The sequence below is a fragment of the Paenibacillus sp. cl123 genome (genome assembly GCF_900101595.1).
GTDB lineage: Bacteria > Bacillota > Bacilli > Paenibacillales > NBRC-103111 > Paenibacillus_G.
In genome coordinates this window covers 221,104-242,099 of sequence record NZ_FMYY01000008.1, presented here as the reverse complement: position 1 = coordinate 242,099, position 20,996 = coordinate 221,104, and the positions used below count along the sequence as shown (strand labels likewise).

Sequence of the window (20,996 nt, the reverse complement as noted above, 5' to 3'; positions counted from 1 at the left end):
TGGAGGCTTTGGAAGTCCATTTGGTGGATGAATTCCGTTTTCATGACCTTGTACGTGGCTTCAGCCACAGCGTTATCATAGGGACAACCTTTCTTGCTTAGCGATCGGCCAATTTTGAAGGTTTCCAAAAGCTCGTCCATCTTTTGGTTTTTAAACTCACTGCCGCGGTCCGTATGAAACCACTGAATGTGACTCAAATCACCTTGTACGGTGGCAAAGGCGCGTGAAACCAGAGCAGCGTCCTTATTTGGACCTGCACTATGGCCAATGATCTCTCGGTTGAACAGATCGATAAGTACGCAAACGTAATGCCAACGATGCCCTACCTTCACGTACGTCAGATCGCTTACCACGAAGCGCTTAGCTTCAGCTTGATCAAACTCACGATCTAACACATTTGTCGTTGCCGCCTCATTACAGGCCGTTTTATGAGGCTTATACTGGGCGATTGTATAGGTTGAGACTAGGCCTTGTTCTTGCATGATTCGGCCAATACGACGTCTAGACACGATGAGTCCTTGATCCTGAAGCTTGGTTTTGATCTTTCGTGTACCGTAGGCTTTTCGATTCTTGTGGAATATCTCCACGATGGCTTCCGTTAACTCATCTTCGTTCACTTGTTCTTTCGCTTCATAATAAAAGGTACTTCTTGCGATTTGCAGGACGTCGCACATTGCTGATACCGAGTATTTATCACGATTGTTCTGAATGATAGCTACTTTCGTCCCATGATCAGCGCGGCTTGCTTTAAAATGTCTACCTCCATCTTCAGACGCTGGTTCTCTTTTCGTAAGGCGATAAGCTCGTTCTCTTCCGGGGAGCGATTGTCCTTCTCGGAGAACGAACCCGTCGTTTGGGCCTGCTTAATCCAGCGGTCCAAAGCGGAGGCAGTGAGGTCATATTCCTCCACAATCGCTGCTCGGGATTTTCCATTTTCGTAGAGCCCCACCATTTGTTTCTTAAATTCTGCTGTAAAGGTTCTGCGTTGTTTTAGCATGTAGAGATCCGCTCCTTAGGATGATAGCTTTATTCTACAAGCCCTTATTTTTATTGTCCAACTAAGTGTAGCCGATCCAAAGACCCTGCTCCGTAGTAATTCAATCTTACTACTGGGTTGTCACTAGTGATCCATTCCATTCCTTCAGGAGCACGGAGTATGCTCCATGAATGATTATTCAATACCTTATATGTATTTGACATGATGTGACGAATAGCAAACAACCAAAGCCCCCGTCCCAATATCAACTCTGATTTCAACTGACCCATCTCAGAATTATTATTTATTTCTTTAGTTAATTTCATAGGGATCATTTTAGAATCAGGATCTGACTCAGGAGCAGAATTGTGCCCCTGGCTCTTGTTTGCTTTCATTTTACTGATTGCGGACTTCATAGCCCCTTCGAGAATCCTTGGCATCTCTTTCTTCCAAGACTCCATACGTTCTACATAATATGCTGGGGTGCGAATGTGATGAAGAGCTACAAATCTAAGCAAGCACTCCCACTCTTGTCCGTTTAAAGGTTCATTAGAACGTACTTTTGACAAGGCTATTTGTGCAGGAGATTCAATTTCCTGATCCATCCACACTTCAACCTCATCGGACTCATCTCCTACTATGGTGCGGGTAAACAGATGCTGATGATTGGCTATACTCCTTATTGACGATTGTGACCACTCTGGAACTGCATTATGGGAGACTAACGTACGGTATGTCCAAACTCTATGATGATTATTTGCCCATGCTTTTAAGTATGATTGGGATACGTAATGATGATTCTTTCTAAGGTTTTTCACCGATAACTCCCCCCATTCAGAAGCCATAATTGTTCGGAAGATTTAGTCCTGTACTAGTACTAAGTCCCCTCTATTCCTGTAGATGTAATTATAGCATGATTTCCAAATTCGCTACGGTGATCCAGCTCGTATTACTATAGATACAGTATCAATCACCAAATTCATTTCCGCATTCAGCATCCATTGTTTTCATATTCTGTGCGGGATACAATCGGTTCAAGAGGTGAAAACAATGTTGAAAAAGGAACTGCTTGAACGAGTTCGAGAGCATGGAATATCAATAAGCAGCAATATGATTGAGCGTTACGTGGAATATGGTCTTATCGTTGGGAATCGTGTTAGTCTAGGGTTCTCCCAAGGTGTCGTTACCCACTACGACGAGCGGACAATAAGCGCTGTTATCTTGATTGATAAGCTTAAATCTAGCAGGCTATGTAAGCATCAGAAGGACTATATCTTCATCCTGTACTGGAAAGGCTATCCCGTTCAGTGGGACAAGCTAAAGGCACGACTTATTGAATTCCATTCAAGCATTATGAATACATTCAAGGACGTTGCGGGATATACTGCTCATCCTGACTATCCAGAGATCATTGATGATATTGCCACCGACGACGCGGCAAAAGCACCAAAAGCAATTGGTCGGCCTTCAAAAGAGTTTGAAGAGAAGCAAAAGATCGAAGCACGGGAAAATGCTAAACGTATAATGATTGTAAGCAAGCTTATTTCTGATATCATTTCGAAGGGAGCCATCTCTCAGGAAGTATTCCGTGTCTTCAATCAGCAATCCAATATCGCATCGGAAATCGCAGGCGATACTGTCCTAGAGTCTACAAATGCATGGTTGCAACAAATGATCTGGAGGAATGCGGTTAGACAATCCGAAGAACAGGACTATAGAGAAGCGTATGAGCTCATAAATTTGCTTAAGGATTATTGGTCAGACCTTGAAACCCACTTTGGAAGCGTATATGACATCCCCATCTTCGGTCACAGCATCCAGAACCTTGAGGATTATTATCAAATAAAGTTCTTTACAGACAAGCCGTCGTTCTACAGATATGTACTGCTTGTTCTGATCAGCGGCGGTTTTCGTCAGCAGCTCATGCAGTTCTTGTCCAAGCCTACAACTAGGGAGAGCTGGAATCAAATTATCGCTTCTCTGCCCGCTCTCCTTGCTCAGATTACGGGAGAGGAGGTGACACACAATGGGTAACGTCGGAATCGCATTAGGAGGCGGCAAGGCCTTCTCAGCCCCTGCATGGTTCATCTTGGTAATAATCGGTTTAGCAGTTATCGGTATCAATCATGTAATCCAAAGGACAAAGAATTAAACAAAACGAGCACCTTCTCCATTACGAGATAGGTGCTCCATGTTGTATGATACCTCACAGCCTCATAATGAGGCTATTACGACTTTTAACCCGCCCTATTGAAAATCCCCGCTCCCTAACCCCAAGAGCCTAGAAACGCCTCCTAGAGCTTCACTGCACAATCAAATCCCATCCATGTGCGCGATAGGACTATGCTTCTGATACTTACGAGCGATTTCATCATTCGTGAAATCCAGATAAGCTTTCTGAGTTACTTCAACCGAGCTATGCCCTAGAATGCGGCACAAGCTAAACCAGTCCCCGTTATTCAAGATATAGTACTTAGCAAAGTTATTCCTCAGTTGATGAGGATGTATGGATACCCCTACCCGTTCTCCCGCTTCGCGCAATGCTCGTTCATAATTGCGTACTTCAAGCTGCGTTCCTCTGGTCGTCGGAAACAAGAATGGGCTTTCCGAATACCTGTCCTTGTACTTCATCCATTGCTTCATGTCATTAGCCAGCTTGAACGAGAAGTACACATATCGCTCCTGCTTATTCTTCGGGTTCGTGATTAAGATGCTCTTATGGGTATAGTCAAAATGCTCAGGGAATAAGGACAGGCATTCTCCAATTCGCATTCCCGTATCCAACAATAGATTGGTAATGATGTAGTTCCTGTAGCCGTGGAAGGTTGATGAATCGAACTGCTTTAATACTCGCTTGATTTCATCAGGTGTCCATATCTTCTTCATCTTCCGTTCAGGCTTAGGGTTGTCGATACTGTCCACGGGGTTCTTTGGAATTTCCCGCTCGGCGTGGTACAGATAATTGAAAAAGACTTTGATGTTCCGAACGTAGTTGGCTATGGTTGTCGTCGATATGTCCTTCTTATAATCGCTTCGGTTATCGGGATGATTAATGTTCTTGCTCTCTTCCTTGTTGACGACCGTGTACTTGCCCCGCTCCCGCAGATACTTAATGTATTGCCGAATATGCCCCGATTGCACTTTCTCACATCTTCGATATCAAAGCTCTGCTTCAAGAACAACGTAAACAACTTAAGGGTTTGTTCATAGGATGCCAAAGTCTTGCGGGAAAGATTCTTCGAACTGCAATAAAGCATAAAATTGTCGATGTGAAATTCCATGTCTGTCATAAGAAATACCACTCCTTTATGGGGTTGTTGGGAACCCAATAAACAAGTGGTATTTGTTGGCTTACTCATTCGATATTTATCGGCTCAAAACGTCCGCTTTCGGATATTTATAGCCAAAACTGCAATAGCCCTTGACACGCTCAAAACCTTACGGCTCTTGCCTTCACGACACCTTATGCTCGATACGCAGCTTGTCCGCCACCATCGCGATGAACTCGCTATTGGTCGGCTTGGATTTGCTGATATTGATCGTGTAGCCGAACAGGTGGCTGATGCTGTCAATATTGCCGCGCGTCCAGGCGACCTCGATCGCATGGCGGATGGCGCGTTCGACGCGGCTGGGCGTCGTTTTGTATTTTTCGGCGATGGCCGGATAGAGCGTTTTCGTAATGGCGCCCAGTATCTCGATATTGTTGTAAACCATGGTGATCGCTTCGCGCAAATACTGATAGCCCTTAATATGCGCCGGAACGCCGATTTCATGAATGATCGTCGTAATGTTCGCGTCCAGGTTTTTACCCTTCGGCAGTTGAACGACATTGGCTTTCATGGAAATTTGCGAGCTCATCATAGGCATCGATGACGAGGAGGTTGTGACGAGCTGACGGATGCGGTTCGTCAAAATCTCCATGTCAAACGGCTTCAGAATATAATAGGAAGCGCCAAGCTGTACCGCTTTCTGCGTGATGTTTTCTTGACCGAAGGCCGTCAGCATAATGATTTTGGGCTGCGGGCTCAGATCCATCTCGCGCAGCTTCTCCAATACGCCGAGCCCGTCCAGATGAGGCATAATAATATCTAGTATTAACACGTCAGGAACGCGGCCGCTTTGCTCGATTAATCGAAGAACGTCATTTCCGTTGTAGGCCACACCAGTTACGCGCATATCCTCTTGTTCATCAATGAACTCAGAAAGCAGGTTCGTAAATTCACGGTTATCATCAGCTAAAAGAACTTCAATGGTTTGCAACGGCAAGCTCTCCCTTCATTTGCGGCAATTAACTTTAGCATTATTTACCTTGCTATATGATTTCGACAGACGGGTTCAAATTCCTTCTGTCGAATATTATTTTTATGGATTTTTTTTAAGTTTTCTATTATAATGGAAAATTTAATGCACGATTAAACAATAATCGACAAATGCTCTCCGAATAAGGCAAGTCTCGCTCTCTTGAACGAAGTTTACGCGATTTTTGTTGCTTGCTTCCACCACTTGGCAGAATGTAAAACCAATCCGGTCTTCTATCAGGTTATTGGGCCAGTGAACTGTCTCAACTTCTTTTAAGCTGCCGTTGGCGTTGGAGGATTTCGTCAACGATGTGCGCGATCGGTGCGGTGGCGTCGATTATAATCCCGTTTTTAGGAATGCCTTCTTTCGTTTGATGCAAGCGCGCAATAATTCCCGTTCCTCTAGTCTGCCACCCCAGTCAGTCGGGTCCAGCGCCACACGCTCATCAATCCGCCGGAGAGTGGTTTCCAGGTCGACCTCCAGGACAAACACACCGTCGAAGAGGTCGATGAATTTGGAGTGATTCCGCGAACCGCCGCAGAAAAATGTTACCGCCTCATCCTGATTGTCGACCAAAGCCTTTACTTTATCAACATGCTAAATATGGTGTTCGGGTTTAAAGCCATCCGTCGGGGTACCCGTTTCCGGGTCGCCCTGATAAGCCAACTCACGATCGCCATGAATAGCATGGTAGCCGCGCCGCTGCAATTCGTTGCAGACCGTAGTTTTGCCGGCGCCGGAAACGCCATCAATCAGGTAATTCCTTATGCCCATGGGGATTGGTCGCAAAGCCATGGAAGCTGAATGATCGCCAAGGGCATCCGTACAAAGATTGAGGTTTAGCTTAGTCAAGCGAAAAAAAAACTGAAAGCCTGGCTTAGCTGGCTTTCAGTTCATTGGCCGGGTTCCCGGCCGTTCCTTTCGATCTGAGCATAATACCTGCATCCTGCAGCATCCACTCGATAAAGCAGCCATATCCGCTGGTCGGGTCGTTCACGAAAACATGGGTTACCGCCCCAACGACTTTACCGCCCTGAATGATCGGACTGCCGCTCATCCCTTGCACGATCCCGCCGGTTTTATCAATCAGCTTGGGGTCCGTAATTTTGATGACCATCCCCTTGGTTTGAGGATGCTCCTGCTTGGCGACGTGGATAATCTCAATATCGAACTTCTCGACCTTCTGACCACCCACAACGGTATAAATATGGGCCGGGCCTTCCTTGACCTCCTCGGCGAAAGCAACGGGCAGAGCTTTATCCGTCAGCCCGTGATCCGGAGCATCATGCATTTTGCCGAAAATGCCGAACTGCGTGTTTTTCTCGATATTGCCGATAGCTTTGCTTTCTCTGGAAAACTGCGCCCGCTTCTCGCCGGGTTCGCCGTTCTGGCTCTTCGAGATGGACGTGACGTTCGAATGAACGATATCCCCTCCGCCCACTACAATCGGAGTCTGAGTATCCATATCCGTAATTACATGGCCAAGCGCTCCATATACCCCTTGATCGGGTGCATAGAAAGTCAACGTGCCGACGCCTGCGGCCGAATCGCGGATGTATAATCCAAGCCTATAGGCTTTGTCCACCGTATCATAGGCGGGCGTAATCGGCACTTCCAAGGTATCGTTACCGCGTACGATGGTAAGCAGGATCTGCTTCTTGTTCTCTCCCGCTTCCTTCACCAGCTCGGCAACCTTGCTTACATCCTGGATCGGTTTTCCATTCATTTTGACGATCAGGTCGCCCAGCAGTATTTTGGCTTCTTCGCCAGGGGATGTTTTCTTATCCTCCGCGACAGCAACCAGATGGTGGCCGACTACCATGATGCCGGCGGATTTGAGCTTCACGCCGATTGTCTGTCCGCCGGGAATCACCTTCAGATCCGGAACGACATTAACTTTTACGGTTTTAAACGGAATGGCGCCGAACAGCTTCAATTTCATTTCCGCCTTGCCAGCCTGATAAGATTCCAATGAGATCGGATGATGTAGATCGACTCGGAAGGAGTGCTCGGTTGAACCATTCACTTTCAAAATTTCCGGGTGGCTCACGGTAATCTGGGCGTTCACAGGCATTGCCAGCTTCAGATGGGCTTGTTGTCCGGTAAACAATCGGAGCTCCTCGGGGAATGAGGCAAAGCTGCGGAAAGGGGTGGTTAAGCTTCCCAAACAAACGAAGAGGACGAGCACTAATCCAATCAATCTTTTTCTCTGGTTGGAACTCAATTCGCTCACGCTCCCTTGCTTCCTTTGCTTAGCGGCGCCGGCCTCCTCTGACTCGAAAGCCGGCGTCACACCTGCGCTGCGACCTGTCGGTTCGCCGTTTCTCTTGCGCAGCACCGCCGTTTGTGTACCTTTAAGGTAACCCCCCGCCTATGCTTTTATAACTCCAAAATGCTCCCACCGCTGTCAAGCCATACGGAGCTTCTTATCCTCAGCCAGGCTGAGCATGTCCTGCGCATGCTCCAGTGTCTTGCCCGTCACTTCAACACCGCCAAGCATCCGCGCAAGCTCATGCACCCGCTCGCCGTCGTGCAGCTCATGTATATTCGTATAAGTCCGGTCGCCGTCCGTCGTCTTACGGATCAGATAATGAACGTCAGCCATGCAGGCCACCTGCGGCAGGTGGGTGATCGAGAAAACCTGGCAATCACTGGAGAGCCTGGACATCCGCTCGGCGATGGCTTGCGCCGCGCGTCCGCTGACTCCCGTATCCACTTCGTCGAATACAAGGACGGGGATGCGGTCCACCCGAGCAAATATCGACTTCATAGCCAGCATGATCCGGGAAATTTCCCCGCCTGAGGCGATTTTGCTCAAGGAGCGCAGCGGCTCCCCCGGGTTGGCTGAGATCAGGAATTCGACTTGATCGGCCCCGTCCGGCGAAAATTTGCGCTCGCCCTCCGACTCCACCTGCACCTTGAACTGGGTCCGTTCCATATGAAGCTCCCGCAGTTCATTGACGATCTCGGCAGCCAGCCTCTCCGCTACCGCCAGCCGCTTCAGGGTCAGATCGGAAGCAAGCTTCGACATCCGCTCGAAGGCTTTGCTCTCCTCGCGCTGCAGCTCTTGAAGCCGTTCGTCTTTATGTTCGATGAGGCTCAGCTCAGCCTCGATTCTGTCGGCATATGCGATAATTTCCTTCACATTGTCTCCATATTTTCTCCGAAGAGAGGAGATTGTATCCAGCCTTTGCTCAATAAAATCCAGCCGGCCCGGATTGAACTCGATCTCATCGCGGTAATCGCGGATCTGATGGGCGGCGTCCTCCAGCTGGTAGAACGCGGATTGCACCTGCTCGGCGAGCGGCTGCAGCTGCGACGTATCGTAAGCGGCGATATCCTGCAGCTTCTGAACGGCGCGGCCGACCACATCCAGCCCTTTGCCGCTGCCGTACAGCAGCTCATAAGCATCGGCCGCGCTCTGGTACAGGCGCTCGGCATTGGACAGCTTCCTCCGCTCCTCCTGGAGAGCTTCATCCTCCCCGGCCTTCAGCTTCACCGAACGGATTTCCTCGACCTGGAATTTGTACAGATCCGCCATCTGCAGCGCCTGCTGGCTCGTTTCCTGAAGCTCGCGCACCTGCTTGCGGATGGACTGATAATCCTCGTAAGCGCTTTGATAATCGCGTTTCACCGGACCGATCGTCGGCTCGCCGAATACGTCCAGAAATCGGATATGGCCTTCCGGATGGAATAAGGACTGGTGCTCATGCTGGCCATGAATATTGACCAGACATTCGCCGATTTCCTTCAGCATCGCCAGATTGACGAGCTGTCCGTTCACGCGGCTGGTGCTTTTGCCCTGCGCCGAAATTTCGCGCCGAATGATGAGGGTTTCATCCGAATTTCCTTCGATCCCAAGACGGGACAGCGCAGCCCAGACCGGATGATCCCCCGCTACGAGGAAGGACGCTTCAATAGAAGCCTTGTCACTGCCGTAACGGACGAGATCCGACGAGCTTCTGCCTCCGGCGATCAAACCGAGCGCATCGATAATGATCGATTTTCCTGCCCCCGTCTCACCGGTAAGCACGTGGAAGCCGGACTTGCAATGAAGCTCGACATGCTCGATAACCGCCAGATGGCGAATCGATAATTCCAACAGCATACGCTCACCTCTTCTATCAGCTTAACATCCCCATCACTTGATTAACCACATGGACGCTTTGTTCCTTCGTCCGGCAGATGATCAAAATCGTATCGTCGCCGCAGATCGTGCCCATGATTTCATTCCATTCCAGACTGTCGATCAAGGCGCCGATCGCACTGGCCGTCCCCGGGAGGCTTTTGAGCACAACCAGATTTTCCGAATAATCGATATGTACGAAATGATCGTTGAGCGCGCGCCGCAGACGCTGCAGCGGGTTATACCGCTGATCCGCGGGCATGGAGTACTTGTAGCGCCCATCGTCGAGCGGCACCTTGATCAGGTGCATCTCCTTGATATCCCGCGAGATGGTTGCCTGTGTGACATGAAATCCGGCTAGCGCAAGCTGTTCGACCAGATCATCCTGCGTTTCAATTTCATTATTCGTAATAATTTCCCGTATTTTCACATGCCGTTGGCCTTTCATAAGTTCCTCCTAGGCTTCTATTCACAAATATCGGACTATTCTTCCTCATCCGCCTCCATCAGAGAGAAGCGGTAGCATTCGACCTGCTTCTCAACGAGCCGCACATACAAGACGCCGTCCGTACGCTCGTCAAGAAGCTGATACACGAGCAGCCGGTCGCGCAGCGAGCTTCCGGTACGCTCGAGCGGCTTCCGCTCCTTGGCAAGCTTGACCGCGTAGTAATGTCCATCCTTCTCTGCCATGTAATCGATGAATAACCGGCTTTGCAGCGTCGCGGCTTCATCCGCGCGGATGGTGATCGGAATACGCCGCTTGCCTGCCAGCACGCGGTATCCATGCTTGTCCAGCAGACGGGTCGCCTCGTCTTCGGGCACCTCAGTCTCGGCATCGGCATTCAACCAATCGAGGGGCGGAGAGGCTTCGACCGTCTCCCGCATCTTCTTTCTCATAGCCGCGTAAAACCAGAACCCGAACGCTACGACTACCAACAGGACGACCAACCCGTCTCCGCTTTGCATGGCATCACCTCGTCTGTACTATTCGGGAACCCGGAGGCAAACTCCTCCCCTGCAGCAAAAAACTCACCGCTGTGGACGAAACTAGCCCACGGATGAGTTCTGCATGCTTTGCGACTCTTGAACTACCTCGCGGATCAGCGCATCGAGGCTCGTTCGATCAATATGCGATTGCTGGCGATCATGCGGCTGCTCGCCGTCTCCGGCCTCCTCCGCAACAGGTTTGACCAGATGGGCCAGAAACTCGATGTTGCCTTCTCCACCCTTGATCGGCGAGAAGGTCAGGCCGCGAACGGCGAAGCCCGTGTCAGCCGCATAGGCGAGCACCGCCTCCAGCACCTCGCGGTGTACGGCAGGCTCCTTCACGACGCCTGTCTTCGGCACCTTCTCCCGCCCGGCCTCGAACTGCGGCTTGATCAACGCCACGACCGAGCCGCCCGGGACGAGCAGCTGGAATAATGGCGGCAAAATCAGCTTCAGCGAAATGAAGGACACATCGATCGATGCGAAGGAGGGAGCGGGCCCCTTCAAGTCGCCCGGCTGCATAAAGCGGAAGTTCGTCCGCTCCATCACATGGACGCGAGGGTCTTTGCGCAGCGACCAGTCCAGCTGGTTGTAGCCGACATCGACCGCATACACGAAGGCGGCTCCATTCTGCAGCGCGCAGTCGGTGAACCCTCCCGTTGAAGCCCCGATATCGATCATCGTGACGCCGTTCAGATCCAGCTCGAACGTCTTCAAGGCTTTCTCCAGCTTCAAGCCGCCCCGGCTGACGTAAGGATGTATGGCGCCCTTCACCGTGATGGCCGATGTGACCGGGATCTTGGTCCCCGCTTTATCTACCGCTTCTCCCCCGACCAGGACAAGACCGGCCATGATGGCCGCCTTGGCCTTCTCTCTCGTTTCAAACAATCCCTGCTCGACGAGCAGTACGTCGAGCCTTTCTTTAGCCGATTTCTCCGAATTCATGTGGGCTCCTCTGTTAAGTAAGGCTTGGGTTATGCCCGCTGCCTGCGGCGGGGCACCAGTGCCTGAATATCGGTAACGAGCCGCTCCACCGTGAAGCCGACCTCTTCGTATTGTTCCTTCACGGAACCGTGCTCCACGAAATAATCCGGCACGCCGATCACCTTGACACGCATGCCGTAGATGCCCTGCAGGGAATAAAACTCGAGCACGCCGCTGCCGAAACCACCCATCACAGCGCCTTCTTCCAGCGTCAGCACCGGAATATCCTCCTTGGCCAGCTGCATAAGCATCGCTTCGTCCATCGGCTTGATGAACCTGGCATTGATTACGCGCACCTGGATACCTTCCTTGGCCATCGCTTCCGCTGCTTCCAGCGCGACCGGTATCATCGGACCAACGGCGAGCACCGCCGCGTCGGCGCCCGGACGAAGCACTTCCCATGTGCCGATAGGGATCGGCTGGAGCTCATCGTCAAGAGGAACGCCAAGCCCGTTGATCCGCGGATACCGGTAAGCGATCGGGCCTTGATCATAGTCGAGAGCCGTCTTCATCATATGACGCAGCTCGTTCTCATCCTTGGGCATCATCACGACCACATTCGGAATGCTGCGCATATACGCAATATCGAAGATGCCGTGATGCGTTTCCCCGTCCGGACCAACAAATCCGGCGCGGTCGATGGCGAACATGACATTCAGATTGGCGCGGCATATATCATGCACGATCTGATCATAGGCGCGCTGCATAAAGGTCGAATAAACGGCGTACACCGGCTTCAGCCCTTCCGCAGCGAGGCCCGCACAGAACGTAGCCGCATGCTGCTCGGCAATGCCGACATCGAACATCCGCTCGGGATAAGCCTTCGCAAAACCGGTCAAGCCGGACCCGCCCGGCATCGCCGGGGTGACCGCTACGATGCGCTTATCCTCCCTGGCCAGCTCGATCAGCGTGCCGCCGAACACCTCGGTATACATCGGAGGGCCGACGGATTTCAGCACTTGGCCGGATTCGATCTTGTACGGGCTGATCCCATGCCACTTGTGCGAATCCGCCTCTGCGGGAGAATAGCCTTTGCCCTTCAAGGTAATGACATGAACGACGACCGGGCCGTTCACCTTGTCGGCCTGGCGCAGCGTCTCCATCAGCAGCGGCAAGTTATGACCGTCTACAGGTCCGAAGTACGTGAAGCCCAGCTCCTCGAACCAGATGCCCGGCACGACGAGATACTTGAAGGAATCCTTCACGCGTTCGGCCGTCTTGGCCAGCGTTCCGCCGATAGCCGGAATTTTCTTGATCAGATGCTCGACTTCTTCCTTCGCTTTCACATAATGACGGTCCGAACGAATCCGGGCCAAATAATTGCTGAGCGCGCCGACATTGGGCGCGATCGACATCTCGTTATCGTTCAGCACAACCATCAGCTTGCGCTGCTCATGACCGATATGATTGAGCGCTTCCAGCGCCATGCCTCCGGTCAAAGCGCCGTCGCCGATCATCGCGATCACGCGGTTCGAGCCGCCTTGCAGATCGCGGGCGACCGCCATGCCCATCGCCGCCGAGAGCGATGTGCTGCTATGGCCGGCTTCCCACACATCATGCTCGCTTTCCGAGCGCTTGACGAAGCCGCATAGCCCTTTATGTTTCCGGAGCGTACCGAATCTGTCCTTACGCCCTGTCAATATTTTATGCACATAAGATTGATGTCCGACATCGAATATGAATTTATCCTGGGGACTATCAAACAAGTAATGCAGTGCGAGCGTTAATTCGACAACACCAAGATTCGGCGCGAGGTGGCCGCCGGTCACCGACAGATTCTCGACCAGAAACTGGCGGATTTCGGCTGCCAACGGTTCGAGCTGTTCGATCGTCAGACGCTTTAAATCCTCAGGCTGTTGAATATGTTCGAGCAGCATGCTTGTTCCCCTCGCTTTCCGCAATAAGATGTTTGCCGTACTATGTACCCAGTCATTATATCACGGCGAATCGGCCCGCTCAAACGGAACTACGCCGGTCTTGTTCGCAAGCGGTCAATCAGATGCTGACCGCTTGATCATGCCCGGGTCTAATGATCCCGCTTCATCAGGTAATCGGCCAGCTCAAGCAACCGCTCGGGAGCGGGAAACCCCGCACCGATGACCGCCTGCCGGGCTTCCCGGGTCAGCTCCTCCACCTTCGCCTGGGAAGCGTCCATCCCGATAAAATACGGGTAGGTGACCTTCTGCTGCTTGACATCGCTCTGCACCGGCTTGCCGAGCTTGACTTCGTCGCCGACCAGATCGAGAATATCGTCCTGAATCTGGAAGGCCAGTCCGATGCACGTGCCGAACCGCTCCAGCGCGGCCAGCTGCGCCGAATCCGCTCCCGCAATACGGCCTCCGGCCTTCAACGAGAACACAATCAGGTCACTTGTCTTATGCAGGTGAATGTATTCAAGCTCCTCCAGCTTCGTCACGCCCTGCTCGCCCTGCATATCGGCCGCCTGGCCGCCCACCATGCCCGGAGCGCCCGACAAACGCGCCAGCTCCTCGACGATGTCGGCGATGGTGTCGCCCGGCACACCCCGCTTGCGCGCTGCTTGAACGACCGTATAGAACGCGTGTGTCAGCAGCGCATCGCCCGCCAGGATCGCCATCGCTTCGCCGAATACTTTATGGTTGGTCGGCTTGCCGCGGCGGAAATCGTCATTGTCCATCGCCGGCAGATCGTCATGAATAAGGGAGTACGTATGAATCATCTCTACGGCTAGCGCAACCGGAAGCGCATCCTCTCCGCGTCCGCCCAGCGCTTCGGCCGCAGCGAGCACGAGAATGGGACGCAACCGCTTGCCGCCGGCCATCAGCGAATACAGCATGGCCTCGCGCAGAGCGGCCGGCATGCTCCATTCGGAGGGAACGGAGCGCTCCAGCTCGCGCTCGATTAGCGCGGCTTGCTCTTTGATGTAATCTGAGATGCTTAAGCTGCCGTTCATTTCAAATCTCCTTCACCCGGCTGGAACGGCTTCTTCACAAGACCGCCCTCCTGTTCAAGCAGTACTTCGATCTTGCGCTCCACCTGCTCCAGCTTCTGTCCGCACAGCTGGGACAGCTTCATCCCGTCCTGGAACAGCTCGATCGCTTGCTCCAGGGGCACATCTCCGCTTTCGAGCTTGGCGACGATTCTCTCCAGTTGCTCGATCGCCTGCTCGAAGCTTGGCGTGGTTTGTTCTTGCTCCGTCATTGTGAATTCTCCTCCATAGACCAGACATGACAATCGACCTTCCCGTCCGACAGTTGAAGCTTCAGCACATCGCCCGGCTGAATTTGCCGGGTGGACTTGATAAGCTGCGTTCCCTTCTCGTCATAGACAAGACTGTAGCCCCGCTGCATGACCTTGAGCGGACTGAGCGCGTCAAGCTGGCGGACCCAAGCCGTCCAGTCCCGCTGTTTGCCCTTCAGCGCCGCCTGCATAGACTGTCTGAGCAGCCGGCTTGCTCCTTCAAGACGCTTTCGGGAGTAGTGAATCTGCTCCTTCGGATTATGCTGCGCCAGTTGGCGCTCCTTTCTCATCAGCTTCTCCTGCGACCGGTTCAGCCGCTCGCGCAGCCGGTAGATCAGCTGCTCGCGAGTCCGGTCCAGACGTTCTGCCGGCTGCAGCAGCAGCTGCCTGCGCGGATTCGTCAGATAAGGCGACCGCTCGGAGCGCTTGAGGCGCTCCCGGCTCTGATCCAGCTTGGCGGTCAAGCCTCCGTACAGGCGCTGCTTCAAGTGAGCCAGACGCTGGGACAGCTCCATATGATGCGGTACGGCGAGCTCAGCCGCGGCCGTAGGGGTCGCAGCCCGCAGATCCGCTACGAAGTCGGCGATCGTAAAGTCCGTCTCATGGCCTACCGCCGATATGATCGGCAGCAGCGAGCGATGAATCGCCCGCGCTACCGCTTCTTCATTAAACGCCCACAGTTCTTCCAGCGAACCGCCGCCCCTGCCTACAATCAATACGTCGACTTCGTTCAAGCGATTCATTTCCTCGATCGCTTTCACGATGGAGGGAGCCGCCTGCTTGCCTTGGACCAGCACCGGGAAGAGCAGCACGGGCACCGAAGGGTAACGCCGCTGCAGCGTGATGATAATATCCCGGACCGCCGCTCCCGTCGGGGACGTGACCACGCCGATCCCGCGGGGAAACGCCGGGATCGGCTTCTTCCGCTCCGGCGCGAACAAGCCTTCGCTCTCCAGCTTTTTCTTCAGCTGCTCGAAGGCCAGGTACAAGCTGCCGATACCGTCCGGCTGCATCTGAGTCGCATAGAACTGGTATTGCCCGTCCCGCTCGTAGACGGAGATATTCCCGCAGGCCAGCACCTTTGTGCCTTCCTTCGGAATGAACGCGAGCCGCTGGTTATAGGAGGCGAACATAATGCTTTTTAACCGGCTGTCCGCATCCTTTAACGTAAAATACATATGTCCGCTCGAATGATGGGTAAAATTCGATATTTCGCCGCGCACCCACACGTTCTGAAGGGCGTCCTCGCTCTCCAGCTTCAGCTTTATGAACCGGTTAAGTTCCTTGATCGAAAGTATCGTCTTCTGGCTCATAGGCTAAGCTCACGAAGAGGCGCGCAAACCCGCAGCGCGCTCTGCAGCTTCCAGCGTATTGCGCAGCAGGATCGTAATTGTCATCGGTCCGACTACGCCCGGAACCGGCGTGATGACGGATGCCGCATCCACTACATCGTCGAAGTCAACATCTCCGGACAGCTTGCCCGTATCCAGCCGGTTCACGCCTACGTCAATAACGACGGCCCCGGGCTTCACATGCTCCCGCTTGATGACTTTCGGCTTGCCGATCGCCGCCACCAGAATATCCGCCTGGCTCGTGACCGCCGCAAGATCCTTCGTGCGCGAATGGCAGACGGTTACTGTCGCGTTCTCCCTGAGCAAGAGCACCGCCATCGGCTTGCCGACGATGTTGCTGCGACCGATGACCACCGCATGCTTGCCGGCGATCTCAACGCCGGTCTTCTTCAAAATCTCGATCACGCCCGCAGGCGTACAAGGCGCCGGACCAGGCTTGCCGATCATCAGATTGCCGACATTGACCGGGTGGAAGCAATCGACGTCCTTCTCGACCGCAATTGCCTCAACGACCCGCTCTTCATTGATATGTCCAGGCAAAGGAGATTGCACAAGAATGCCGTGAATCGCTTCGTCCGCGTTCAGCTTGGCGATCAGAGCGAGCAGTTCCTCCTCCGTCGTCTCTGCGGCCAGCTTGTAAACCTCAGAGTGGATGCCCGCTTCCTCGCAGGCGCGATTTTTGTTGCGCACATACACATGCGACGCCGGATCATCCCCAACGATCACCACAGCCAAGCCCGGCTTCACTCCTTGTCCGGCCAGCCGTTCGACCTGCTGCTTGATTTCGGCCCGGTAGGCGCCGACTAATTCCTTCCCGTTGATGACATGTGCAGACATTTGCTTACGTTCCCCTTTCGTAGATACAATTGCGGATTAGCGGTTCTCTCTCCATCAGCTTGCATAGGCACGCGGCAACAGCAGCTTATTCCTGCGGAGCTTGTCCGCGCAAAGTTTCGAGGTCGCGAATCATTTTGCCGAGCACTCCGTTAACGAATTTGCCGGATTCTTCCGTCCCGAAATTTTTCGACATCTCGATCGCTTCGTTGACGACAACCTTCGGCGGCACATCGTCGCAGTAGATCATCTCATAGGTGGCCAGCCGCAAAATTTCGCGATCCACCTTGGAGAGCCTGTCCATCTGCCAGCCCTTCAAATAATCGACCAGCAAATGATCGATCTGCGATCTGTGGCGCAGCGTGCCTTCGACCAATTCCTTGACGTCCAGCTCGGAAATCTGGTCCTTCGCACGCGTCAGCTGCGCCTCATCCTCACCTCTGGCCTCCTCCACAACATGATCGACCGCATCGGTCGTCGTGACTTCGTTCATTCCCATCTGGTACAAGCTTTGCAGAGCAAGCTCCCTCGCCAGTCTTCGTCTCATTGATTGTAAATCCTCCTGTTGGTTCAAATCCGTACAAAAAAATCCTTGGGCGTCTCCCAAGGATTTTAGCGGAACAATCTCCATTTGTCCATTAGCCGGCGCCAAACGTCTTCTGCGGGAAATACCGGCTCGTTCCGGTCAAGCTTATTCCCTATATAATAACCAGTATATACGATCAAGCCAAAGATTAACATATGAAACAAGCCAAAGAACAAATAAATGATGCCCAGCACGCACGCAGCGAGGGTGCATAACGTTGCCCTTCGGTGCTTCTCCATCAGTTGGTCCCACATAGACCTCCACATGCCCAGGCACTCCTTCCTACTCTACGCGGCTCTTGAACGTCGGAGCGGATTGCTGAATGTTCGCAATAAAGACGGATACGAACGCCACGGGAATGCCGGTGATGTCCTGAATATGGCTCTTCACGTTCGCCTGCATCTCTTCCGTCAGGCCGGGAATCGGAGTTTCTCCGTCAACGATCGCACGAATGACGATTTCAAGCCCCGCTTGATTCACCTTGACCCGAGCCCGCAGATCGCGTACCCCCCGGGAGCGGGAAGCAGCCTTGAGCGACAGATTCTCCACCGTATCCAGCGAAATTCGAATATCGCCGAACTCCGTACGCTGGTCGATCGAAGGAATGGAAGCTTTCCCCCGCCGCACCGATATGTAGAGGAAGCGCAGAGCCAGCAATGCGGTGACGGCCGCCGTCGCAATGAACGGAATCGCATAGTCGAAATCCCGGTAGACATGCTCGGCGAACTGCTGCGTGCTGCCCAGCGAAATCCACCCAAACGCGGCAAATAGGGCGACAATAGCGACAATAATCACGATAAGGCTGAGAAGAAACAGCAGAAATTTATCGAGTACTTTGACCACGTGTTTGGGCTCCTTCCGCAATATGGAGGAACCCCCAGACGTGAGCGTAAGGGGGTTCAACCTGACTATGATCGGTTTATTTCACGCGCTGCGAGATCGTCTCCGGCTCTTCCGGCGGCTTCTCCGCACCTTTGAAAATGACATCGTGAATGTGCACATTCACCTGGATCACGCTGAGTCCCGTCATCGACTCGATCGCCTGCTTCACGTTCTGCTGAACGGCGCTCGCGACCTCCGGGATTCTCGTTCCAAACTCGATGACGACGGAAACGTCGATGGCCGCCTCGCGTTGGCCAACTTCAACCTTCACGCCTTTGGACAAGTTCTTGCGTCCCAGCAGCTCGGCGATCCCGCCGGCAAAGCCGCCGCTCATTCCCGCGACGCCCGGCACCTCGATGGTAGCCATGCCGGCGATAATTTCTATGACCTCAGGCGCAATCTGGATCGTACCCATGTCGGTTTTCTCGTAATCGGCAGCAAGTAAGCTCATGGAAGGTCCTCCTTCATATTTTTTGCGTAGCAAAATGGCCTCGTTCACTTGGAAAGCAGAGCGCTCAGGTTGATAGTCCGATTCTTTGCCCGAAATTGACGACTGGTTCTGGCATCAGCCCAAACCTTGTCTATACTGTATACTATACCACCGGGCCAAAAATATGACAACGAAGTGAACGTGAAGGTTCGGAACCTCTACGATTCCGGATCATTGACATCATGCTCTTCCAGAAACTTGATATCGAAATCTCCGGCCAGAAACTTCTTGTGCTCCAGCAGCTTCAAATGGAAAGGTATCGTCGTATGTATGCCTTCAACAGAAAATTCGGCGAGCGCGCGTTTCATCCGCTGGACCGCATCGTCCCGGTCGACTCCCCACACGATGAGCTTGGCGATCATCGAGTCGTAATGCGGGGATATCGTATAGCCCGGATAAGCGGCGCTGTCAACCCGCACTCCGAATCCGCCCGGAGGCAAATAAAATTTGATATGGCCGGCGGACGGCATAAAACCCCGCTCCGGATCTTCGGCATTGATGCGGCATTCGATCGCCCAGCCGTTGATCACGACATCCTCTTGCGTGAAGGACAGCGGCTCTCCTTCCGCCACGCGGATCATTTCCTTTATGATATCGACCCCGGTGATCATCTCGGTAACCGGATGCTCCACCTGAATCCGTGTATTCATCTCCATGAAATAGAACTGGCCGTCTTGCCCGAGCAAAAATTCCAGCGTACCCGCGCCTGAATAGTTGACTGCCTGTGCGGCTCTGACTGCCGCGTCGCCCATCCGCTGACGAATTTCGGGCGTCAGCACCGGACACGGCGCTTCCTCCACCAGCTTCTGCCTGCGCCGCTGTACGGAACAATCGCGTTCGCCCAGATGTACGACATTGCCATGCTTGTCCGCCAGCACCTGAATTTCAACATGCTTCATGCCGGTCAAGTACTTCTCCAGATAAACGCCGGCGTTGCCGAAAGCCTTCTGCGCCTCCTGCTGGGCGGTCGTGATCTGTTGCACGAGCATGTCCTCGTCGTCGGCAATGCGAATGCCTTTGCCTCCTCCGCCCGCCGTCGCCTTGATAATAATCGGATAACCGATTTCGCGGCCCAGGCGAATCGCCTCGTCCATCGTCTCCACCAGTCCGTCGGAGCCCGGAATGACGGGTACGCCCGCTTCCTTCATCGTCTGCTTGGCGACCGCCTTATCCCCCATCTTGCTGATGGCTTCGGGCGAAGGACCGATAAATGTAATATTGCAGCTCTCGCAAATTTCGGCGAAGTCGGCGTTCTCCGCCAGAAAGCCGTATCCCGGATGAATGGCGTCCGTTTCCGTCAGCGTAGCCACGCTCATGATGTTCGTATAATTCAGGTAGCTGTCCTTGGACAAGGTAGGCCCGATGCAATAGGCCTCGTCCGCCAGGCGAACATGCAGCGAATCGCGGTCGGCTTCCGAATACACCGCTACCGAGCTGATGCCGAGCTCCCGGCAGGCACGGATGATGCGCACCGCGATCTCGCCGCGGTTGGCGATCAATATTTTATGAAACTTCAACGATTCTCTCCTCCTACTTACTCCGGCTTCACCAGGAACAACGGCTGTCCGTACTCGACGAGCTGACCGTTCTCCGCCAGCACTTGGACGATCTCGCCCTTGACCTCGGCTTCGATCTCGTTCATAAGCTTCATCGCTTCAATGATGCAGACGACGGTTTTCTCCTTGACATCGCTGCCCTTGGAGACGAACGCTGCCGCTCCCGGCGACGGCGCCGCATAGAAGGTGCCTACCATCGGTGAGACGATCGTATGTAATCCCGCATCGGCGGCAGGAGCGGCAGCAGCCGGCGTCTGCGCCGGGGGAGCTTGTACAGCCGGCCCGGAAGCAGGAATATGCGTGACCGCAGGGGCAAGCTGCTGCGGGCTGGGCGCTGCGAGCACCACCTGTTCGGTTTTATTCGGTTTACGGATGAAAAGGCGCGCGCCTTCACTTTCAATCTCAAGTTCCTGCAAAGAGCTTTGATCCACAAGCTTGACCAATTCTTTGATTTCACTCAGTTTAAACACAGGAAATCCACTCCTTTGGGCTTTCTGACGTTGTTATTATATCACAATCTAGTTTGAAGGGAAGAGTTTCTTGCAGCCATGCCCAGCCCCTGCTGCGCTCCCGGATGCGGCGGCCAAGCCCCGCAGCGGAAAAAAGCCCGCTGCTCGCAGGCTTTCCCCCTCCTAACCTTTCCTCGCAGAAACCCGGTGAATTCCCGCCGCCAGACGGACAACCGCGGGGACTGCCGTCTGTCCG

The 20,996-nt window shown here is 53.4% G+C and carries 22 protein-coding genes and 1 pseudogene; 2 read left to right on the top strand and 21 right to left on the bottom strand.

Translation table 11 applies throughout. The features are described from left to right. Together BLR08_RS16020 and BLR08_RS16010 are read right to left on the bottom strand one after the other, a co-directional pair. Positions 1-997: pseudogene (locus BLR08_RS16020) on the bottom strand (IS3 family transposase); the annotation flags it as partial. Between the two features lie 50 nt (positions 998-1,047). Further along, complete coding sequence (locus BLR08_RS16010) at positions 1,048-1,794, bottom strand: DUF4238 domain-containing protein (protein WP_072331923.1); 747 nt, start codon at positions 1,792-1,794, stop codon at positions 1,048-1,050. Between the two features lie 232 nt (positions 1,795-2,026). Between BLR08_RS16010 and BLR08_RS16005 the strand changes: the two genes are divergently transcribed. Further along, complete coding sequence (locus BLR08_RS16005) at positions 2,027-3,010, top strand: hypothetical protein (RefSeq protein WP_072331926.1); 984 nt, start codon at positions 2,027-2,029, stop codon at positions 3,008-3,010. Positions 3,011-3,289: 279 nt separating this feature from the next. On the opposite strand, the gene BLR08_RS32115 is transcribed toward BLR08_RS16005, so the two are convergent. The 3 genes from BLR08_RS32115 to spo0A form a co-directional block, all read right to left on the bottom strand. Continuing rightward, the gene (locus BLR08_RS32115; RefSeq protein ID WP_371117377.1) at positions 3,290-3,862 is read right to left on the bottom strand and encodes a tyrosine-type recombinase/integrase; all 573 of its coding nucleotides are present in this window, start codon (positions 3,860-3,862) and stop codon (positions 3,290-3,292) included. A 110-nt stretch (positions 3,863-3,972) separates the two neighbouring features. Then, positions 3,973-4,233: a site-specific integrase gene (locus BLR08_RS32110; protein WP_371117375.1), complete on the bottom strand. Its 261-nt coding sequence runs from the start codon at positions 4,231-4,233 to the stop codon at positions 3,973-3,975. A gap of 196 nt (positions 4,234-4,429) precedes the next feature. Then, entirely contained in the window at positions 4,430-5,236 is an 807-nt protein-coding gene (spo0A, locus tag BLR08_RS15995) for a sporulation transcription factor Spo0A (protein ID WP_072331929.1), read from the bottom strand. Between the two features lie 558 nt (positions 5,237-5,794). On the opposite strand from spo0A, the gene BLR08_RS31170 reads away from it, so the two are divergent. Then, positions 5,795-6,079, top strand: coding sequence for a hypothetical protein (locus BLR08_RS31170; RefSeq protein ID WP_176835532.1), 285 nt, complete (start codon positions 5,795-5,797; stop codon positions 6,077-6,079). 73 nt (positions 6,080-6,152) lie between these two features. Here BLR08_RS31170 and spoIVB read toward each other — a convergent pair whose 3' ends face one another. From spoIVB to accB, 16 genes are all read right to left on the bottom strand, one after another. Further along, a complete protein-coding gene (gene spoIVB / locus BLR08_RS15985; protein WP_176835534.1) occupies positions 6,153-7,499 on the bottom strand; it encodes a SpoIVB peptidase in 1,347 nt (448 codons plus the stop codon). A 183-nt stretch (positions 7,500-7,682) separates the two neighbouring features. Beyond that, positions 7,683-9,383 carry a DNA repair protein RecN gene (gene recN, locus BLR08_RS15980; RefSeq protein ID WP_072331932.1) on the bottom strand — a complete coding sequence of 567 codons (1,701 nt, stop codon included), beginning with the start codon at positions 9,381-9,383 and terminating at the stop codon, positions 7,683-7,685. Between the two features lie 16 nt (positions 9,384-9,399). Next, the gene (gene ahrC / locus BLR08_RS15975) at positions 9,400-9,849 is read right to left on the bottom strand and encodes a transcriptional regulator AhrC/ArgR (protein WP_072331935.1); all 450 of its coding nucleotides are present in this window, start codon (positions 9,847-9,849) and stop codon (positions 9,400-9,402) included. A gap of 35 nt (positions 9,850-9,884) precedes the next feature. Continuing rightward, positions 9,885-10,367: a hypothetical protein gene (locus tag BLR08_RS15970; protein ID WP_072331942.1), complete on the bottom strand. Its 483-nt coding sequence runs from the start codon at positions 10,365-10,367 to the stop codon at positions 9,885-9,887. Between the two features lie 81 nt (positions 10,368-10,448). Then, positions 10,449-11,333 carry a TlyA family RNA methyltransferase gene (locus tag BLR08_RS15965; protein ID WP_072331947.1) on the bottom strand — a complete coding sequence of 295 codons (885 nt, stop codon included), beginning with the start codon at positions 11,331-11,333 and terminating at the stop codon, positions 10,449-10,451. Positions 11,334-11,362: 29 nt separating this feature from the next. Further along, positions 11,363-13,249 (bottom strand): 1-deoxy-D-xylulose-5-phosphate synthase, encoded by a 1,887-nt coding sequence (gene dxs, locus BLR08_RS15960; RefSeq protein ID WP_072331950.1) that lies wholly within the window; start codon positions 13,247-13,249, stop codon positions 11,363-11,365. Between the two features lie 149 nt (positions 13,250-13,398). Further along, complete coding sequence (locus BLR08_RS15955) at positions 13,399-14,304, bottom strand: polyprenyl synthetase family protein (RefSeq protein WP_072331953.1); 906 nt, start codon at positions 14,302-14,304, stop codon at positions 13,399-13,401. Continuing rightward, positions 14,301-14,552, bottom strand: coding sequence for an exodeoxyribonuclease VII small subunit (xseB, locus tag BLR08_RS15950; RefSeq protein WP_072331955.1), 252 nt, complete (start codon positions 14,550-14,552; stop codon positions 14,301-14,303). The genes BLR08_RS15955 and xseB overlap by 4 nt, the downstream gene beginning before the upstream one ends. Further along, on the bottom strand, positions 14,549-15,904 hold the full coding sequence (xseA, locus tag BLR08_RS15945; RefSeq protein ID WP_072331958.1) for an exodeoxyribonuclease VII large subunit: 1,356 nt from the start codon (positions 15,902-15,904) through the stop codon (positions 14,549-14,551). Before xseA ends, xseB begins: the two co-directional genes overlap by 4 nt. 9 nt (positions 15,905-15,913) lie before the next feature. Continuing rightward, positions 15,914-16,780 (bottom strand): bifunctional methylenetetrahydrofolate dehydrogenase/methenyltetrahydrofolate cyclohydrolase FolD, encoded by an 867-nt coding sequence (gene folD / locus BLR08_RS15940; RefSeq protein ID WP_072331961.1) that lies wholly within the window; start codon positions 16,778-16,780, stop codon positions 15,914-15,916. An 85-nt stretch (positions 16,781-16,865) separates the two neighbouring features. Then, positions 16,866-17,324: a transcription antitermination factor NusB gene (gene nusB / locus BLR08_RS15935; protein ID WP_072331964.1), complete on the bottom strand. Its 459-nt coding sequence runs from the start codon at positions 17,322-17,324 to the stop codon at positions 16,866-16,868. 65 nt (positions 17,325-17,389) lie between these two features. Continuing rightward, positions 17,390-17,602 carry a DUF2273 domain-containing protein gene (locus BLR08_RS15930; RefSeq protein WP_256257682.1) on the bottom strand — a complete coding sequence of 71 codons (213 nt, stop codon included), beginning with the start codon at positions 17,600-17,602 and terminating at the stop codon, positions 17,390-17,392. A gap of 43 nt (positions 17,603-17,645) precedes the next feature. Further along, positions 17,646-18,206: an alkaline shock response membrane anchor protein AmaP gene (gene amaP / locus BLR08_RS15925; protein WP_072331969.1), complete on the bottom strand. Its 561-nt coding sequence runs from the start codon at positions 18,204-18,206 to the stop codon at positions 17,646-17,648. Positions 18,207-18,282: 76 nt separating this feature from the next. Beyond that, a complete protein-coding gene (locus BLR08_RS15920; protein WP_072331972.1) occupies positions 18,283-18,696 on the bottom strand; it encodes an Asp23/Gls24 family envelope stress response protein in 414 nt (137 codons plus the stop codon). A 197-nt stretch (positions 18,697-18,893) separates the two neighbouring features. After that, complete coding sequence (gene accC, locus BLR08_RS15915; protein ID WP_072331975.1) at positions 18,894-20,252, bottom strand: acetyl-CoA carboxylase biotin carboxylase subunit; 1,359 nt, start codon at positions 20,250-20,252, stop codon at positions 18,894-18,896. Between the two features lie 17 nt (positions 20,253-20,269). Continuing rightward, positions 20,270-20,761, bottom strand: a complete 492-nt coding sequence (gene accB, locus BLR08_RS15910; RefSeq protein ID WP_072331978.1) for an acetyl-CoA carboxylase biotin carboxyl carrier protein — start codon at positions 20,759-20,761, stop codon at positions 20,270-20,272. Between the last annotated feature and the right edge of the window lie 235 nt (positions 20,762-20,996).

Excerpts from the sequence above, each read along its gene's own strand:
- dxs (WP_072331950.1), bottom strand. The coding sequence starts at position 13,249 with ATGCTGCTCGAACATATTCAACAGCCTGAGGATTTAAAGCGTCTGACG.
- folD (WP_072331961.1), bottom strand. The coding sequence starts at position 16,780 with ATGTCTGCACATGTCATCAACGGGAAGGAATTAGTCGGCGCCTACCGG.
- BLR08_RS32110 (WP_371117375.1), bottom strand. The coding sequence starts at position 4,233 with ATGCTTTATTGCAGTTCGAAGAATCTTTCCCGCAAGACTTTGGCATCC.
- xseB (WP_072331955.1), bottom strand. The coding sequence starts at position 14,552 with ATGACGGAGCAAGAACAAACCACGCCAAGCTTCGAGCAGGCGATCGAG.
- recN (WP_072331932.1), bottom strand. The coding sequence starts at position 9,383 with ATGCTGTTGGAATTATCGATTCGCCATCTGGCGGTTATCGAGCATGTC.
- BLR08_RS16005 (WP_072331926.1), top strand. The coding sequence starts at position 2,027 with ATGTTGAAAAAGGAACTGCTTGAACGAGTTCGAGAGCATGGAATATCA.
- BLR08_RS15930 (WP_256257682.1), bottom strand. The coding sequence starts at position 17,602 with ATGGAGAAGCACCGAAGGGCAACGTTATGCACCCTCGCTGCGTGCGTG.
- BLR08_RS15965 (WP_072331947.1), bottom strand. The coding sequence starts at position 11,333 with ATGAATTCGGAGAAATCGGCTAAAGAAAGGCTCGACGTACTGCTCGTC.
- xseA (WP_072331958.1), bottom strand. The coding sequence starts at position 15,904 with ATGAGCCAGAAGACGATACTTTCGATCAAGGAACTTAACCGGTTCATA.
- BLR08_RS15970 (WP_072331942.1), bottom strand. The coding sequence starts at position 10,367 with ATGCAAAGCGGAGACGGGTTGGTCGTCCTGTTGGTAGTCGTAGCGTTC.
- BLR08_RS15955 (WP_072331953.1), bottom strand. The coding sequence starts at position 14,304 with ATGAACGGCAGCTTAAGCATCTCAGATTACATCAAAGAGCAAGCCGCG.
- BLR08_RS32115 (WP_371117377.1), bottom strand. The coding sequence starts at position 3,862 with ATGAAGAAGATATGGACACCTGATGAAATCAAGCGAGTATTAAAGCAG.
- nusB (WP_072331964.1), bottom strand. The coding sequence starts at position 17,324 with ATGAGACGAAGACTGGCGAGGGAGCTTGCTCTGCAAAGCTTGTACCAG.
- ahrC (WP_072331935.1), bottom strand. The coding sequence starts at position 9,849 with ATGAAAGGCCAACGGCATGTGAAAATACGGGAAATTATTACGAATAAT.
- BLR08_RS15920 (WP_072331972.1), bottom strand. The coding sequence starts at position 18,696 with ATGAGCTTACTTGCTGCCGATTACGAGAAAACCGACATGGGTACGATC.